Source organism: Diaphorobacter sp. HDW4B, from assembly GCF_011305535.1.
In the GTDB taxonomy this organism is placed as follows: domain Bacteria; phylum Pseudomonadota; class Gammaproteobacteria; order Burkholderiales; family Burkholderiaceae_C; genus Diaphorobacter_A.
In genome coordinates, this window is record NZ_CP049905.1 from 4,723,438 (window position 1) to 4,738,153 (window position 14,716).

Sequence of the window (14,716 nt, forward strand, 5' to 3'; positions counted from 1 at the left end):
AATTTGTTGAACAGTGTTTAAATATTAAACGGTGTTCAATAAATATTCGAGACCCACACGATGAAGGAGACAGACATGGAGACCAAGAACTTGGTGCAGCCCCCCGAGCGCGCCCGCTTGATGACCGGCGAGGAGTACCGCGAATCGCTCAGGCGGCTCAAGCCGGTCGTTTACGTGGACGGCCAGTTGATCGACAGCGTGGTCGATGCGCCGTCGCTGCGTCCGGGCGTCAACGCGCTGTCGTTCACCTACGACTTTGCGTTGCGCCCCGAGGTCGCGCCGATTGCGCTGGCCACGCAGACCGACCGCAATTGCGTGGTCAACCGCATGCTGCACATCAACGAGTCCTCGGGCGACCTGCTCAACAAGCTCGAAGTCGTGCGCGTGATGTGCCAAGAAACCGGCTGCGCCCAGCGTTATCTGGGCCACGACGCGCTCAACGGCATCGCGCAGGCCGTCGCGCAGATCGACGATGCACGCGGCGGCAGCGAGCACCGCGAGCGCTTCGCGGCTTATCTGGCCGACGTGCAGGACCGCGACATTGCACTCGGCGTGGCGATGACCGACGCCAAGGGCGACCGCAGCAAGAAGCCGCACCAGCAGGCCAATCCCGACACCTACGTCCACGTCGTCAGCCGCGACGCCAAGGGCATCGTCATCAGCGGTGCCAAAGCCATCGTGACCGGCGCGCCCTACATGCACGAACTGCTCGTCATGCCCAGCCGCAATATGGGCAAGGAAGACGCCGACTTCGCCGTCTGCTGCGCCGTGCCGGTCGATGCCAAGGGCGTGACCATGATCTCGCGCCCCGCAGGCCGACCCGGTGACAAGCTCGAACACGGCGACGCGCTGTTCTCGCGCCGCTTCGGTCAGGCCACGGCGGTGGTCATCTTCGACCAGGTGTTCGTGCCATGGGACCGCGTGTTCTTCGAGGGCGAATGGGAACTCAGCCACGTGCTCACCTACAGCTACGCCACGCACCATCGCCACAGCTGCATCGCCGCGCGCGCGGGTTTCGGCGATCTGCTGATCGGAGCAGGCGCGCTCATGTGCGAAGCCAACGGGCTCGACCCCGACGTGAAGAGCAATCTACGTGAGCCCATGGTCGAACTCATCAAGATCGTCGAGGGCTTTTTCGCCTGCGGCGTGGCCGCCAGCGTCTACGCCACGCAGGACAAGCACAGCCGCAGCTTCATGCCCGACGCGGTGTTCAGCAACATCGGCAAACTGCTGCTCGCCACCCAGATCTACGACATGCACCGCCTCGCGCACGAGGTCTCGGGCGGCCTGATCGTTGCCTTGCCCGGCCCGGATGAAGACCACAACCCCGCAACCGCCGCAAGCCTTGCCGAAGTGCTGCGCGCCAATCCCGACGTGCCCTACGACAAGCGCATCGAAGCCGCACGTTTCATGGAAGACCTCACCGCGTCATACCAGGCCGGCTGGTACTCGCTCATCAGCCTGCACGGCGGCGGCTCGCCCGCAGCGCTCAAGCAGGAAATCTGGCGCAACTACCCGCTGGGCAACAAGGTCGATCTGGTCGAACGCCTGCTCGACCGAGGCGTGCTTGCAGAGCAGGGCGAACGCTCCATCACCCGCAACCGCCAGCCGGGCTGCTGCTGCGACACCGGCTGCACCACACCCGGACAGCCGGTGATGGTGCCGTTGCCGGAGTCCCGCAAGACGGCGTAGTGATTTTCTTGCTCCGCAGATAGGAGATGGCCGGGCGCGGGATAATGGCGGCCATATGTCTTCTTCCCCCAAAGTCCTGTTCGGCTTTCACGCCGTTGGCGTGCGCATGAAAACCGCGCCGCAATCGATCATCGAGGTTTACTACGAGGCCACGCGCCGCGATGCGCGCATGCGCCAGTTCGTGGAGCGCGCCAAAGAGGTGGGGGTGCGGCTGATCGAGGCGGATTCGCTGCGCATCGCCAAGCTGGCGGGCTCGCATGGTCACCAGGGCGTGGCGGCGCGCGTGCAGGAGATCGCGCAGGTGACGTCGCTCGACGACCTGCTCGATCAACTGGAAGCCGACGGCGTGAAGAACCCGCTGCTGCTGGTGCTCGACGGTGTGACCGATCCGCACAATCTGGGCGCTTGCCTGCGTGTGGCCGACGGTGCGGGCGTGCACGCTGTGATCGCTCCCAAGGACAACGCGGCCGGCATCAACGCTACGGTGGCCAAGGTGGCCAGCGGTGCGGCGGAAACCGTGCCGTACTTCATGGTGACCAATCTGGCGCGTACCCTGAACGAGTTGAAGGAACGCAACATCTGGTGCATCGGCACGAGTGGCGACGCCGACAAGACGATCTACGAGGTCGATCTGAAGGGCCCGGTCGCGCTGGTGCTGGGTGCGGAAGGCGACGGCATGCGCCAGCTCACGCGCAAGACCTGCGATCAGTTGGTGAAGATCCCCATGAAGGGCGCGGTCGAGAGCCTGAACGTCTCGGTGGCGAGCGGCGTTTGTCTCTACGAAACCGTGCGTCAACGCGGCATCTGAGCGGGTGAGGTGAGATCGTCATCATGAGCAACGAAGAACAAGCAGGGCAGACTGAGCAAGAAGAGCCGATGGCCGTTGCTGCCCAATGGGTGGCAACGGCCAAAAACATCGTGGTATTGACCGGAGCAGGCATCAGCGCCGAATCTGGCGTGCCGACTTTTCGCGACGCGCAGACGGGTTTCTGGTCCCAGTACCGGCCCGAGGATATGGCATCGCAGACGGGCTACCGGGCCAATCCGGCCATGGTCTGGCGCTGGTACGAATACCGCCGCGAATTGGTCGCCAAGGTCGAGCCCAACGCTGGCCATGTCGCGCTTGCCGCTTTTGAAAAAACCCACAAGACCGGGCAGTTCACGCTGGTCACGCAGAACGTCGATGGCCTGCATCAACGCGCGGGCAGCAGCGACGTGCTGTGCCTGCACGGCGATCTGAATACGCAAGCTTGGCTGGACACGCCCAAGGACTGCTGCCATCTCGACTACGCCGAAGCGGGCGATCCACCCCATTGCGATCAATGCGGCAATCTGGTCCGACCAGCCGTGGTCTGGTTTGGCGAAGCGCTTCCCTACCGCGTGCTCGATCGCGCGCAAAAGGCTTCTGAGGCCTGCGATCTGATGCTGGTGGTAGGCACCGCCGGGGCGGTCTATCCCGCCGCAGGTCTGGCGCGCCTGGCTTCACGCGTTGGAGCCAAGGTCATCATCGTGAATCCATCGGTCAGTGAATTGGACGACGCCGCAGACCTGATCGTTCGCAGCCCGGCGTCCGTGGCGCTGCCGTGGATTCTGGGGACGGGCGAGACGCGTATTGCGGCTTGAGCTGGTAGGGGTCAAGTTGGCGCGAATGGGGAGTGGGCGGCGCTTCACGCGTGAGGCAGTGGAGTCGAGTGTTCAACTTCGTGTGTCGACCCAAAGCGGGCATTTGCGCTCTTTCCATCCATGTATGCATGGGAGGTATCCACGGCATCATCATCCCGATGAGTAACCGTTAGAGAGCATCTAAAAATTGTGCAATTTCCCATTTCCGGTGAGCTAGTGCCAATGCTGAGGCGGTTTGACCAAACGAGTTTGCGATTTTGTGCGCGGCACCAGCTGCAATTAGAGCCTTCACGGTTTCCAGATTTCCATGGCTCGCGGCCCAATGAAGCGGCGTGAGACCTGTTTGCTCCTGCAAATTCGGGTCCGCACCTTGGGCAATGAGAAACGTCACCATTTCGATGTGCCCCCATGCCGATGCACCATGCAGGGGTGACTCGCCAACCGAGTCCTGCACATCAACGGATACTCCATTGCGCACAAGTTGCTCTGCGTGTGCAAGGTCGTTTGCCCATGCAGCGGAATGCAAAGGCGTCTCTGCTGCGCCCTGAGCCGCACTTCCCGAAGGCAATTCGTTGTCCATGGACAGTTCCCACTACGTCAAAGGCTGTCAAATATACCGTTCGATGAAGTCAACGGATTTTGATCTTGAGAGCTCCTCGCTTACTACGACTCAGGAGCTCAAAAGTGGCCCCGGAGCCGCAGCTGACAGTGGCAGCCCAACTTCCGCTTCTGGCCGTCCTCCGACCTTCACAGACTGGCCGTCTGCAGAAGCCCGCTTGCACCTGCCGCCGCTTCCCGTGAGCTCGGCGAAGCAGTTCAGATCACACCAAACGCACCCAGCACAGCGCCAATGCTCAGCAGCCAAAGCAGGTGAATCTTGGTACGCCAGACCAGCACCGCAGTGACTGCCGTCACGCACCACAGCGGCCAAGCTGCCAGCGGGCCGCCGTGGGCGCTGGCGAGGACCCAGCCGGTGGCGCAGAGCAGGCCCACGACCAGCGGGGCCATGCCTTGTTTGAAGGCACGCACGGCGCGCATTTCGCGGTGTTGTTGTGCCCAGCGGGTGGCGACGAAGGTCAGTGTGCTGCTGGGCAAGAGAATGCCGACCATGCAGACGACTACGCCGAGGCTCCCCAACAGCCAGCCGAGGTGGCTGCCTGCGGGGGCGGCGCTCATGCCGATGTTCCAGCCGAACAGCGCGACGAACAGCACGTTGGGCCCCGGTGCGGATTGGGCAATCGCAATCGAGTTGTTGAACTGCAGATCGGTGAGTAAATGGTGTTCATCGACCAGATAGCGGTGCATGTCCGGCGCGGTGGCGATGGCTCCGCCTACGGACAGCAGCGACAGCGTCATGTAGTAGACGAACAAGTGCAACCAGTCGGCGGCTTGCATCGTGATGTGGGTTTCCATGCCGAGCCTTTTTTTATTGGGACTTGGTTGCCTGAGCGGTGTCGCGCCCGAGCTTGAACCAGGTGAGCACGCAGGCGGTGCCACCGACCACTGGCAGCACCCAGCCCAGCGGAAAGCGCCACAGCGCCATTGCCGCAAAAGTGATGGCGGCGAACACCCAGCACACCATCGGCCCGAGCGGATGCTTGCGAAACGCCACCGCGAGTCGGAAGCCCGCGCCGATCACCAGGCCCGCCGCCACCGCGCCCATGCCGCGCAGCGCGCCTGCCACCTGCGGAACTGCGGAGTAATGTTGGTAGAGGATGGCCAGCACGATCACCAGCAGCATGGGAATGCTCAACATGCCGAGCACCGCCGTGATCGCTCCGCGCAGGCCGAAATAGCGGTCGCCGATCATCATCGACAGATTGACCACGTTGGGGCCGGGCAGGATCTGCGCGACGGCCCAGTCTTCGATGAATTCCTCGTTGGTGATCCACTGGCGGCGGTCCACCATCTCGCGCTGCACGACCGCGAGCACGCCGCCAAAGCCCTGCAGCGCCAAAATTGTGAAGGCCCAGAACAGCTCGCGCAGATTGGCGGGGCGTTTGAGCACTGGAGCGGTTGGGGTGGGGAGCGGTGCGGGAGCGACGGTCATGCTTGTCTCGGTGTTGTGCCCCGATGGTAAGCGCAGTGCGGCTTCCGGCTTGGGTGCAGGACATCGCGGAACGAGAAGCGGCCATCAGGTCTTGAGATGGTTGCCGCCCGATGTCCACCGAGACTGCGACTAACATTCGGTGGAGTATTCAGCGTCTGTGCAGAACGAACAAGGAGATTTTCATGAAGCTGGTCCGATATGGCGAGATGGGCGCGGAGCGCGCCGGGGTGGTCGATGCTGAGGGGCGTGTGCGCGATCTGTCGATGCTGCTGCCCGAAGTGGGGCCGCAGCAGCTTTCGCCGCGCACCCTGTCCGCGCTGGCAGCCATCGACATCGGCAAGCTGCCGTTGGTGGAAGAGGGTGTGCGACTGGGTTGCCCGATCGGCCATGTCGGCAAGATCGTCTGCGTGGGCCTGAACTACCGCGACCATGCGGAAGAAGCCAACATGCCCGTGCCCAAGGAGCCGGTGCTGTTCATGAAGGCGATCACCACATTGAGCGGCCCGAACGACGATGTGCAGATTCCGCCCGGTGCGGAGAAGGCCGACTGGGAGGTCGAACTCGGCATCGTGATCGGCACGCGGCTCAAGCATGTGAAAAAGGAAGCTGCGACGCAGCACATCGCCGGTTATGTGCTGGCCAACGATGTCTCCGAACGTGCCTACCAGACCGAGCGTGGCGGACAGTGGGACAAGGGCAAGAGTTACGACACTTTCGCGCCCATCGGCCCGTGGCTGGTGACCGCCGACGAGGTGGCCGATCCGCACGCGCTTGGTCTGTGGCTCGACGTGAACGGCCAGCGCATGCAGGACGGCAACACGAAGAACTTCATCTTCGACGTGCCGACCATGCTGTCCTACATCAGCGACTTCATGACGCTGGAGCCCGGCGACATCGTGCTGACCGGCACGCCCGCAGGCGTGGGGCTGGGCCAGAAGCCTGCGCCCAAATTCCTGCGTGTGGGCGACGAGATGCGTCTGGGCATCACGGGGCTGGGGGAGCAGCGGCTCAAGTGCGTGGCGGGCGGGGGCTGATCCCGCTCACTCGGTACGCTGCTCAATAGGCTGCGCCATGGGCGGCCAGCACCGGGTCGCCCTGAATCGCGGTGGAGGCGCGGCCATCGGCACCGACCGGAATTTGCCCGACCAAGGTGCTGCGGTAGAGTTGGCGATCGAACTCCAGCGCGAAGATGTCCTGCGGCGCGACATGGGCGGTGGCGCGGTTGTCCCAGAAGGCAATCGATCCGGGCTCCCACTTGAAGCGCACGGTGAAGTCGCTGCGCACTGCGTGCTCCCACAGAAACTCCAGCAGCACGCGCGATTCGCGGGTGTGCAGGCCGTTGATCTGCTTGAGAAAACCGGGGCTGATGTAGAGCACTTTCTCACCGGTTTCCGGATGCACGGTCACCAGCGGGTGTTCGCTGACCAGCGTGTTGTTGCGCACCAGTTCCAGATATTCGGCGGTGGCGTTCGCGCCTTGCGGCGGGCTGAAGCGGTGCTCGCCGCGCAGGGTCTGCAAAAAGGACTGCAGGGCCGGTGACAGGGCTTCGTAGGCCACGGCCAGATTGGTCCATTGCGTATCGCCGCCGTAGGGCGGAATGGTCACGCCGCGCAGAATCGACGCCGCCGGTGGGTTGTGCGCGGCCGTCACGTCGGCATGCCAACCCGTCCATGGACGCTGCTCCGCCTGACCGCTGTGGCGGTTGGCCTTGCGGTGCTTGGCAATCGAGTACAGCTCGGGATGGCCATCCACATGACCGAAAACGGGATGGCCCAGCGTGAGCTCGCCAAACTGGCGCGAGAACGCGACATGCTCGTCGTGCGAGAGATGCTGGTCGCGAAAGAAAATCACCTTCCAGCGCAGCAGGGCGGAGCGAAGGGTGTGCACTTCGGCATCACTGAGCGCCTGCTTGAGATCGACCCCACCGATCAGCGCGCCGATGTGTGCGGACTGCGGCGTCACCTGGATATGCGGGGTGGTGTTCTGTGCAGCGGCGAGCTGTTCGTCCAGGCGTTGCAGCGGGTTGTGTGGCAGTGGCGCGTTCATATGGCTTCTCCTCGTTGTGTTGGTTGTATTGGTCGTGGTGGCTGCGATGTCGACTCAGCGTGCGTTGGCGACTTTCACCGCAGTGGCGGGCAGCAGGCCGAGTTCGAGCAGCAGCGCGTGGCTGCGTGCGACTTGTTCGGTGAGGGCGCGAGCGGTTTCCTTGGGGCCGAGAAACTGTGCGTCCCACTGGTTCAGGGCCACGAAATCCTTCCACTCGCGGGTTTCGGACACCTTGCGCAGTGCGCTCACCCAGTAGGTCTTCTGCGGCTCGCCGAGCCCGGACGGCGCCATCACGCCTTGAAAGGAGTCGCTCACGTAGTCGATGCCTTGCTCTTTCCAGGTGGGCGACTGGGCAAACACGCCGCCCAGACGCTGGTCCGCCGCAATCGCGAGGATGCGCACGCGGCCGGATTGGAGATACGGCAGCAGATTGGGCGTGGTGGCGGAGACCACGTCCAGATGGCCACCGACCAGTGCCGTCATCGATTCTGCCGAAGACTTGTACGGAACAATGCGCAGCTTTTTGATGTCGACACCACCTTGCTGCAAGGGCCGCGCAGCGCCGAGATGAATGTGATTGCCAAGCGTGGTGGCGATGCCGATGGAGTATTTCTCTGGGTCCTGACGCAGTTGCGCGATCAGGTCATGCGCGTTTTTCAAGGGCGAATCGGCGCGCACCACGACGGTAGTGAATTCGCGGAACAGGGTCACCAGCGGCGTGCTGTTCTGCAGATGGGCGGGCAGGGCGTTCTGGGCCAGACTGTTGCCGTAGCTGGTGCTCAGCGTCATCAGCGTATGGGCGTCGCCGGGGTGACGGTTCAGGCTTTCCAGTGCCGCAATCGAATGCGCGCCCGATTTGTTGCTGACCACGATGCTGGGCGCAAACCCCTCGCGCGTCAGCAGTTCGGTGAGCTTGCGTGCAGCCACGTCGAGGGCCGCTCCCGCGCCGCTCGGAACGATGAATTCCGTGGCCTTGGTGGGCTTCCATGTCGTGCTGGTTGCAGTCGTGTTCTGTGCGACGGCATGGCCCGCCATCAGCGTGCTGCAGACCGCCGCCACCATGGCCACCCAGCGGGCTGCGTTGCGACGAATGGCGGGTTGTGCTGCGATGGCGACTGACATGAAAGGCTCCGGAACTCTTGGACAAGAGGGAGACTTTAGAAGCCACGCTGCGCTGCAACAACGAAGGATTCAATATGACGACATGCGAAAAACCTGCTTGCACCCGGTGCATGTGGGGGCAAAGTCGTGCTTTCGTTTTCCGGTCGAATTTTTCGACTAGTCTTCAAACCCTTGGACGCGTTCTTTGGCCTGTGTGGCCAAGCGGTCCAGAGGTTTTTCAGTCATGTCTCCACTTCTTTTGCTCGGCGCGGCCATCGTCACCGAGGTGATCGCCACCACTGCTCTCAAATCGTCCGACGGCTTTCAGCGTATCGCTCCCGGTGCGCTGGCGGTCGTGGGTTACTGCATTTCTTTTTATCTGCTGTCGCAGGTGATGAAGTCCATCCCGACGGGCGTGGTCTACGCCATCTGGTCGGGGCTGGGCATTGTGCTGATCTCCATCGTCGGCTGGCTGGTGCACAACCAGAAGCTCGATTGGCCTGCCGTGGCGGGCATGGCGTTGATCGTGATCGGCGTGCTGGTGATCCAGCTGTTTTCCAAGACGGCAGGGCACTGAGATCCTGAACAGGTTCTGAGCGCCGACGCGTGTTGCGCAGCCGGCGGATGCCGCCTTATTTGCGGCCGAGCTTGTCGCTCCAGTCCTTCTTTTGTTGGGCTTCCTCGACGGGTTGCAGTACCCAGCCTGCCATCACTTCTTCGCGCTGTTGGGTCAGGCGCGCATCGATGCGCTTGGCAGCCACGCGGGCCACGCATTCGAGCTTTTGCAAGTCCTTTTGCGTGAGTGTCGGATCGGCGGCCATGCTGAAGGTGCACAGCGTTCCGTAGACCTGACCGTTGACGAGCACGATGGGCGCGCTGATGTGCGCGCCGACGCGAAATGGCGTGTCCGGCAGCTTGGCGCTTTGGCGATGGGTTTCGGCGTCATGCACGAGCTTGGGCAGACGACCGTCGAGCACGCATTGGCAGAATGACTCTTCCAGCCGCGAACCGCCGCCGGTGGCGATCAGGTCGCAGCCGGGTTTGTTGTCCACATGCTTGAACATGCGCTTGCCGTCGCGAATTTCGGAGATGAAGATCACGTCCATCTTCAAGTTTTCGCGCAGGTCGTGAAGCACCTGGCGGACGGTGTCGTCCACCAGCTCGTCGCTTTGATCCGCGGTAGTGACAATCAGCTCGGTGACGCTGACTTCGAGCGCGTCCGGTGCGTAGTCCCAGATGTGCATGGCCAATGGATACCCCTTCGTAACACTTCGTTTTGTGGTGTGAAGTTTAGCGACGGTTGATGGCCGATAGAAGGAAATGCGCGTCGGCAGCGCGGCTATTTCTGCTGGCTCTTGCGCTCGACACTCTCCACTACCTCGGTCTTGAACTCGCCGGGCATGACGATTTCCAGCATCTCGATGTCCTCGCTGTGCCCCAGTTCGCGATGGCGAATGCCCGGCGGTTGGTAGACGCAGGAACCCGCCTCCAGCCGCACGGGGCCGTGGCCTTCGTATTCGAATTCCACCCAGCCCTTGAGCACGTAGACAAGCTGGAACTGGGTGTGGTGCAGGTGCGGCACGCCGTTGAATTCTTCGCCTTGCGCCGCGCGGATCACATGCGCGACGACGCGGCCATCGGTGACCTTGTTCATGCCCAGATCGCGGTACTCGAAGAAGGAGCGCAGCCCGCGCTCGAAGAGGGCATTGTGGGCGTGGGTGACGACGAGCTGATCGGCAGCGGTCGAGGTGGTCATGGTATGTCTCCGTTGTTGTTTCTGTCGTTGCGGGTTCATTGTCTCTGTTTGGACGATTTTTGTGCATCGATGGCGTGTCTTCCGACAGCGCGATGGCCGCTTGTCCGTCATGTGATGGCGCGCGTCGTCTGAATCATGAAAGCTTTTCGGCGCACGAGCGCTCCACACAAAGCAGAGGCGAACAATCCATGGATGCATCTCCCAAAGAATTGAAACTGGGCCAGTGGCGAGACACGGTCATCAAGATTGCGGTGTGGGATGGCGTGGGTGCGAAGACGGAGTTGTCGTGCGCTTGCCTTTTCACCCATTCGCTGCATGCCGATGGTCTGCAGGGCGGCGCGGCCGATCTGGACCGTGCCTTGGATGGCGCTTTGACGCGCTTGTGGACCCAAGGCATTCCGGCGGCGGACAGCTTGCAGACGCTGCTGATGACGAAGTTGCCGAAGTCGATTGCGGCCTCGTCGTGTCTCGTTGTGGGGCTGGGCAAGCCGGAGTTCTGGGCGGCGCGCAAGAGCGCCGATGCGGTGGCGGTTTCCGTCAACGCGGCCATTCAGCACAAGGTGGCCAGTGCAGCGTTTGCGCCCAGCCTGATCGACCATGGCGTGCAGGCGGGTGAACCGGTCGAGCCGCATTTGATGGAGGCTTTGCTGAATCAGCTCGAAGCGGCTGGGCGTCTTGCAGACATGGGCCTGGCCGCGCTGCCTGCGCTCAAGACCTGGTATTTCGATGCCGGAGCCACGCATTTCGATGGCGCGGCTGTGCATTATCAGGCGGCGTTCGAGTCGTGGAAAAGCCAAAGAAACTGAGGCATGCAAGGAGCACTCACCATGTCGGAATCCAGCCAGCAAATGCAGGAACTGAAAATCGTCGATGCGCAGGGACGGCCCCGCATTGTGCTTTCCGCGAAAACGGCCGAGCCTGGCATCACCTGGCTGCGCGAGGATGGTCAGGCCGCCGCCAGCTTGTCCATCAGCGGCTCGGGGCATGCGGCGCTGAGCCTCAACGCCGTGGCCGCCGATCAACCGAATGCGGTGCTGGAGATCGACGACAAGGGCACGCATGTCAAATTCACCCGCAAGAATGGGGCGAGCGCTTATCTGTTCCTCAACAATGAGGGCGTTTCGGGGCTGGTGCTGCTGGACAACCAAGGCAAGCGGCGCTTCAACGTGCTGGTGCCAGAAGAGGGGCCGGTGCAGCTCAGGCAGATCGACGATTGAGTCCCGCACGACCTCGCTTCAGCCTGCGAGCGCCACACCGCCCGCAAGGCGCACTTCGATCGTTTGGCGCATGTTTTGCGGCGCATCGACGAGCAGTTTGGGCCAGTCGGCTTTGGCTTGTGCGACCACCTCCTTGAGCAGCGCGACATGCCGTGATGCGCGCAGCAGTCCTGCGGATTTGATGAGCGCTTCCATGTCGTCCCACGACAGCGCGCGCATCGCCACATCGATGGCCTTGTTCACTGCGTATTGCTGGGTCGATGTGCCTTCGAAGAACGAGGCGACACAAACACAGTCATAGACCGGCGCGAGCCGTGGTTGGCGGCCATCGGGATAAATCAGCGCCCAGTTTTTCAGGTGCGCGTCGGTGTTGCCCATGAGGATGGCGGCGACCGTGCGCGCGAGGAATTCGCGCGTGTCGTGCACGGGCTGGGGGCTCAGGCGGTCAAGCACGCGCAGCATGGTCGGCCAGTCCTGCTGTAGGCCCTTGCCGTATTTGTGGCGCGGCGCGTAGCCGAGGGCCTGATTGAACTCTTCCATGTGGATGCGCGAACCATCGGGCAGATGGTCAAAACGCTGCACTGCGAGGATTTCGTCGAACGGCACATGCTCCGGCAGATCGGCCTGCGCGCGGGTGATGATGTCGGCATCCGCCGTCTGCAGGCCGAGCGCCTTGCAGAGCTGGTAGCAGGCGTATTCGTTGGCGACCAGATCGGGGTGGTGCGTGGTCGGCAGCTTGAGAATGACACTGCCCGCAGCGCCCTTGCGGTGCACGGTGTAGCGGCGGCCGTCCTGCACGGCGCTGAACTTGGTGACGATGCCGGGAAGCGAAGCCGCGTCCTCCACGGGATATTCGACAAAGCCGGGTTCGAGCACGTCCAGCCCCTGCGTGGTGTGCCAGTGGCGCACGACCTCGGGAATCGCTTCGTTGGGCGGAATCGGTTCGACTTCGAGCGCGCCCATCAGGTCGTGCCCAGCGGCGGCAAGCAGCTCGAATTCGTCATCGGGCGAGCAGCCGCGTTCGTGCGCAAGGCGCTCGCGGTTATGGCCTTCGGGCAGCAGGTTCTGGAAATACACCGGCCAGCGTCCATCGGTGCGCACCAGCCGGGCATCGCGCGCGGACGCCAGAATGCTCTGCGTGTCCGGCTCGTTGCCGCCGCGGTAGCTCAGCGACAGGGTGGGGCGGTTCGTGTCGGCGATGTAGTCGCTCTCGAACGAGATGCGCAGAATGTCGCCGTACTGCGAGAGATAGCCGATGGCACGCCGTCCGCCCCCAAGCGCTGCGGGCTGGTGCATGTACAGGCGCAGGTAGCGGATCGAGGTGGACATGGCGTGCCTCAGCGGTCCTTGCCGTATTTGGCCGCAGGCTCGGCGGCATAGACATCGACGACCGAAGGTGGCGCATCGGCCCCCGTGGGCTGGCCGAGGAACTTGCCGCCGGACTGGATGAACGCCTGCAGCGCAGGCACGAGATCCGCAGGCACGGCGATCATCTGCATGCCCAGCACGCGGGACATTTCCGCCAGCGTGGAGTAGCGCGGGTCCACATCGCCCGTTTCCGTGCGCTGAACGGCCATGCGCGAGAGACCGGCGCGTTCGGCCAGCTCGGCCTGGGTGATCTTCTGCGCCTTGCGGGCGGCGGCCAGGGATTCAATCAAAGCATCATTCATGATGATGCTCATCATACTCTTTTTGATTGAAAAGAGCATTTTTGCGATCTTTTTTCTATTCCCGCTGCTATTCGAGCACGCTGTTCTTGTCCAGATCACACAGCGCCAGGTCCGTGGGGCTCTTGTGCGCCAGTTGCCCGGCGGCTCGGCGCAGGGCTGTGCGCAGGCCTTCCTCCAGCACCGGGTGGTAGATCGGCATGTTGAGCATCTGCTGCACGGTCAGCTCGTTGTTGATGGCGAGCGCCAGCAGGTGCGCCAGATGTTCTCCGGCGGGCGCGCACATCTCGGAACCCAACAGCTTGCCGCTCGCGCGGTCGACGTAGACGCGCAGCAGGCCCGCGTCCTCCTGCGCCACGCGGGCGCGTCCCTGACGGCTGAAATCGATGTGGCCGATGACGATGTCCTGCCCCGCCAATTCCTTGAACGATTGGCCGACCACGGCGGCATTCGGTTGGCAGAAGCTGATGCCCAGCACCGTGCGTCGGCGGTAATGGCGCGGCTTGTCGGCAAACGCGTTCATGCCTGCGATGTGGCCTTCGTCGGAGGCCTCGTGCAGCAAGGCGCGCGAGGGATCGATGTCGCCGACGAGAAACACCGGAAGATCGGCAATCTGGCGCGTGTTTCCGTCGAACGGCGGCAGGCCGTGTTCATCGAGCGCCACGCCCAGCGTTTCCAAACCCAGCCCTTCGACATTGGGAACGCGGCCACTGGCGGCAAGCACCTGATCGACGACGAGGCGCTTGTCGCCACTGATCACTTCGACGCCGTCCTTGTGCGCGGCGAGGCTCGCGCGTTCGCCAACATGTATGTGGAAGTCCTTTTCAAGCTCGCCCCAGAGCGTGTTCAGCACATCCGGGTCGCTCAGTCCTGCGACGGATTTGCGCGACACAAAGGCCGTGACTTCGATGCCCAATCGTGCAAGCGCCTGCGCCATTTCCACGCCCACCGCTCCCAGTCCCAACACGGCCATGCGTGGGGATAGCGTGGTTTGCTCGAACAAGGTGTCGGTGGTCAGCACGCGGTTGCCCATGGCATGCCATGCCGGGTCGAAACGCGGGCGCGTTCCGGTGGCGATGATGATGCGGCTCGCGCTGTATTCCTTGCCGTTGACCGTCACCTGATTCGGGCCGAGCAGTCGCGCGCGGCCGCTGATCTGGTGGTCCGGTCCCGCATCCGAGTCTTCGATGGTGCCGGAGACAAAACCGTTCCGCAGGGCGCGAACGCGGGTCAGCACGGCGGGCAGGTCCACGCTCAGTTGCTGCGCGCCGCGAATGCCGAAGGTGTCGAAAGTCTTGCTGCGGTCAAAGGCGTTGGCCGCCTCGATCAGCAGCTTGGACGGCATGCAGCCCACGCGCGCACAGGTCGTGCCCCAAGGTCCGTCGTTGATGATGAGAAAACTGTCCGTGCGTTTGCGCACTTCGCGCAGCGCGGAAAGGCCGGCCGATCCGGCGCCGATGATGATGGTGTCGATGGGGGTGCTTGTCTCGCTCATGGCTCGCTTTGTGTCGTTCGATGGTGCATGTGCGAGTTTCATGGCGGGCGGCAAGTTCCTTTGTAGGCA

17 protein-coding genes are annotated in these 14,716 nt (G+C 63.0%); 7 read left to right on the top strand and 10 right to left on the bottom strand.

Going from position 1 to position 14,716, the window contains the following annotated elements; translation table 11 throughout:
• Window positions 1-75 precede the first annotated feature (75 nt).
• From G7048_RS21605 to G7048_RS21615, 3 genes are read left to right on the top strand one after another with little or no spacing between them, the layout of a single operon-like run.
• Window positions 76-1,692, top strand: a complete 1,617-nt coding sequence (locus G7048_RS21605; protein WP_166070108.1) for a 4-hydroxyphenylacetate 3-hydroxylase family protein — start codon at window positions 76-78, stop codon at window positions 1,690-1,692.
• A 55-nt stretch (window positions 1,693-1,747) separates the two neighbouring features.
• Window positions 1,748-2,500: a 23S rRNA (guanosine(2251)-2'-O)-methyltransferase RlmB gene (gene rlmB, locus G7048_RS21610; RefSeq protein ID WP_166070109.1), complete on the top strand. Its 753-nt coding sequence runs from the start codon at window positions 1,748-1,750 to the stop codon at window positions 2,498-2,500.
• A 23-nt stretch (window positions 2,501-2,523) separates the two neighbouring features.
• Complete coding sequence (locus G7048_RS21615; RefSeq protein WP_371747581.1) at window positions 2,524-3,315, top strand: NAD-dependent deacetylase; 792 nt, start codon at window positions 2,524-2,526, stop codon at window positions 3,313-3,315.
• 169 nt (window positions 3,316-3,484) lie between these two features.
• On the opposite strand, the gene G7048_RS21620 is transcribed toward G7048_RS21615, so the two are convergent.
• The 3 genes from G7048_RS21620 to G7048_RS21630 all read right to left on the bottom strand — a co-directional run bounded on the left by G7048_RS21620 (window position 3,485) and on the right by G7048_RS21630 (window position 5,365).
• The gene (locus G7048_RS21620) at window positions 3,485-3,895 is read right to left on the bottom strand and encodes an ankyrin repeat domain-containing protein (RefSeq protein ID WP_166070111.1); all 411 of its coding nucleotides are present in this window, start codon (window positions 3,893-3,895) and stop codon (window positions 3,485-3,487) included.
• A 236-nt stretch (window positions 3,896-4,131) separates the two neighbouring features.
• Window positions 4,132-4,728 carry a chromate transporter gene (locus tag G7048_RS21625; protein ID WP_166070112.1) on the bottom strand — a complete coding sequence of 199 codons (597 nt, stop codon included), beginning with the start codon at window positions 4,726-4,728 and terminating at the stop codon, window positions 4,132-4,134.
• A gap of 13 nt (window positions 4,729-4,741) precedes the next feature.
• Entirely contained in the window at window positions 4,742-5,365 is a 624-nt protein-coding gene (locus tag G7048_RS21630; RefSeq protein WP_166070113.1) for a chromate transporter, read from the bottom strand.
• A gap of 182 nt (window positions 5,366-5,547) precedes the next feature.
• Between G7048_RS21630 and G7048_RS21635 the strand changes: the two genes are divergently transcribed.
• Window positions 5,548-6,399 (top strand): fumarylacetoacetate hydrolase family protein, encoded by an 852-nt coding sequence (locus G7048_RS21635; RefSeq protein WP_166070114.1) that lies wholly within the window; start codon window positions 5,548-5,550, stop codon window positions 6,397-6,399.
• Between the two features lie 22 nt (window positions 6,400-6,421).
• Here the strand turns inward: G7048_RS21635 and G7048_RS21640 are convergent, their stop codons facing one another.
• Window positions 6,422-7,411, bottom strand: coding sequence for a TauD/TfdA family dioxygenase (locus G7048_RS21640; RefSeq protein ID WP_166070115.1), 990 nt, complete (start codon window positions 7,409-7,411; stop codon window positions 6,422-6,424).
• A 54-nt stretch (window positions 7,412-7,465) separates the two neighbouring features.
• On the bottom strand, window positions 7,466-8,533 hold the full coding sequence (locus tag G7048_RS21645) for a tripartite tricarboxylate transporter substrate binding protein (RefSeq protein WP_240933065.1): 1,068 nt from the start codon (window positions 8,531-8,533) through the stop codon (window positions 7,466-7,468).
• A gap of 223 nt (window positions 8,534-8,756) precedes the next feature.
• Between G7048_RS21645 and G7048_RS21650 the strand changes: the two genes are divergently transcribed.
• Complete coding sequence (locus G7048_RS21650) at window positions 8,757-9,089, top strand: SMR family transporter (protein ID WP_166070116.1); 333 nt, start codon at window positions 8,757-8,759, stop codon at window positions 9,087-9,089.
• A gap of 55 nt (window positions 9,090-9,144) precedes the next feature.
• On the opposite strand, the gene G7048_RS21655 is transcribed toward G7048_RS21650, so the two are convergent.
• Both G7048_RS21655 and G7048_RS21660 read right to left on the bottom strand, forming a co-directional pair.
• Entirely contained in the window at window positions 9,145-9,756 is a 612-nt protein-coding gene (locus tag G7048_RS21655; protein WP_240933066.1) for a GAF domain-containing protein, read from the bottom strand.
• A 95-nt stretch (window positions 9,757-9,851) separates the two neighbouring features.
• A complete protein-coding gene (locus G7048_RS21660; RefSeq protein WP_166070118.1) occupies window positions 9,852-10,268 on the bottom strand; it encodes a cupin domain-containing protein in 417 nt (138 codons plus the stop codon).
• 188 nt (window positions 10,269-10,456) lie between these two features.
• On the opposite strand from G7048_RS21660, the gene G7048_RS21665 reads away from it, so the two are divergent.
• Window positions 10,457-11,074, top strand: a complete 618-nt coding sequence (locus tag G7048_RS21665; RefSeq protein WP_166070119.1) for a M17 family peptidase N-terminal domain-containing protein — start codon at window positions 10,457-10,459, stop codon at window positions 11,072-11,074.
• A gap of 3 nt (window positions 11,075-11,077) precedes the next feature.
• A complete protein-coding gene (locus tag G7048_RS21670; protein ID WP_166070120.1) occupies window positions 11,078-11,485 on the top strand; it encodes a hypothetical protein in 408 nt (135 codons plus the stop codon).
• Between the two features lie 18 nt (window positions 11,486-11,503).
• Here the strand turns inward: G7048_RS21670 and G7048_RS21675 are convergent, their stop codons facing one another.
• The 3 genes from G7048_RS21675 to G7048_RS21685 form a co-directional block, all read right to left on the bottom strand.
• Window positions 11,504-12,814 carry a type II toxin-antitoxin system HipA family toxin gene (locus tag G7048_RS21675; protein ID WP_166070121.1) on the bottom strand — a complete coding sequence of 437 codons (1,311 nt, stop codon included), beginning with the start codon at window positions 12,812-12,814 and terminating at the stop codon, window positions 11,504-11,506.
• 8 nt (window positions 12,815-12,822) lie between these two features.
• Window positions 12,823-13,155, bottom strand: a complete 333-nt coding sequence (locus G7048_RS21680) for a helix-turn-helix domain-containing protein (RefSeq protein ID WP_166070122.1) — start codon at window positions 13,153-13,155, stop codon at window positions 12,823-12,825.
• A gap of 67 nt (window positions 13,156-13,222) precedes the next feature.
• The gene (locus G7048_RS21685) at window positions 13,223-14,647 is read right to left on the bottom strand and encodes a dihydrolipoyl dehydrogenase (protein ID WP_166070123.1); all 1,425 of its coding nucleotides are present in this window, start codon (window positions 14,645-14,647) and stop codon (window positions 13,223-13,225) included.
• Between the last annotated feature and the right edge of the window lie 69 nt (window positions 14,648-14,716).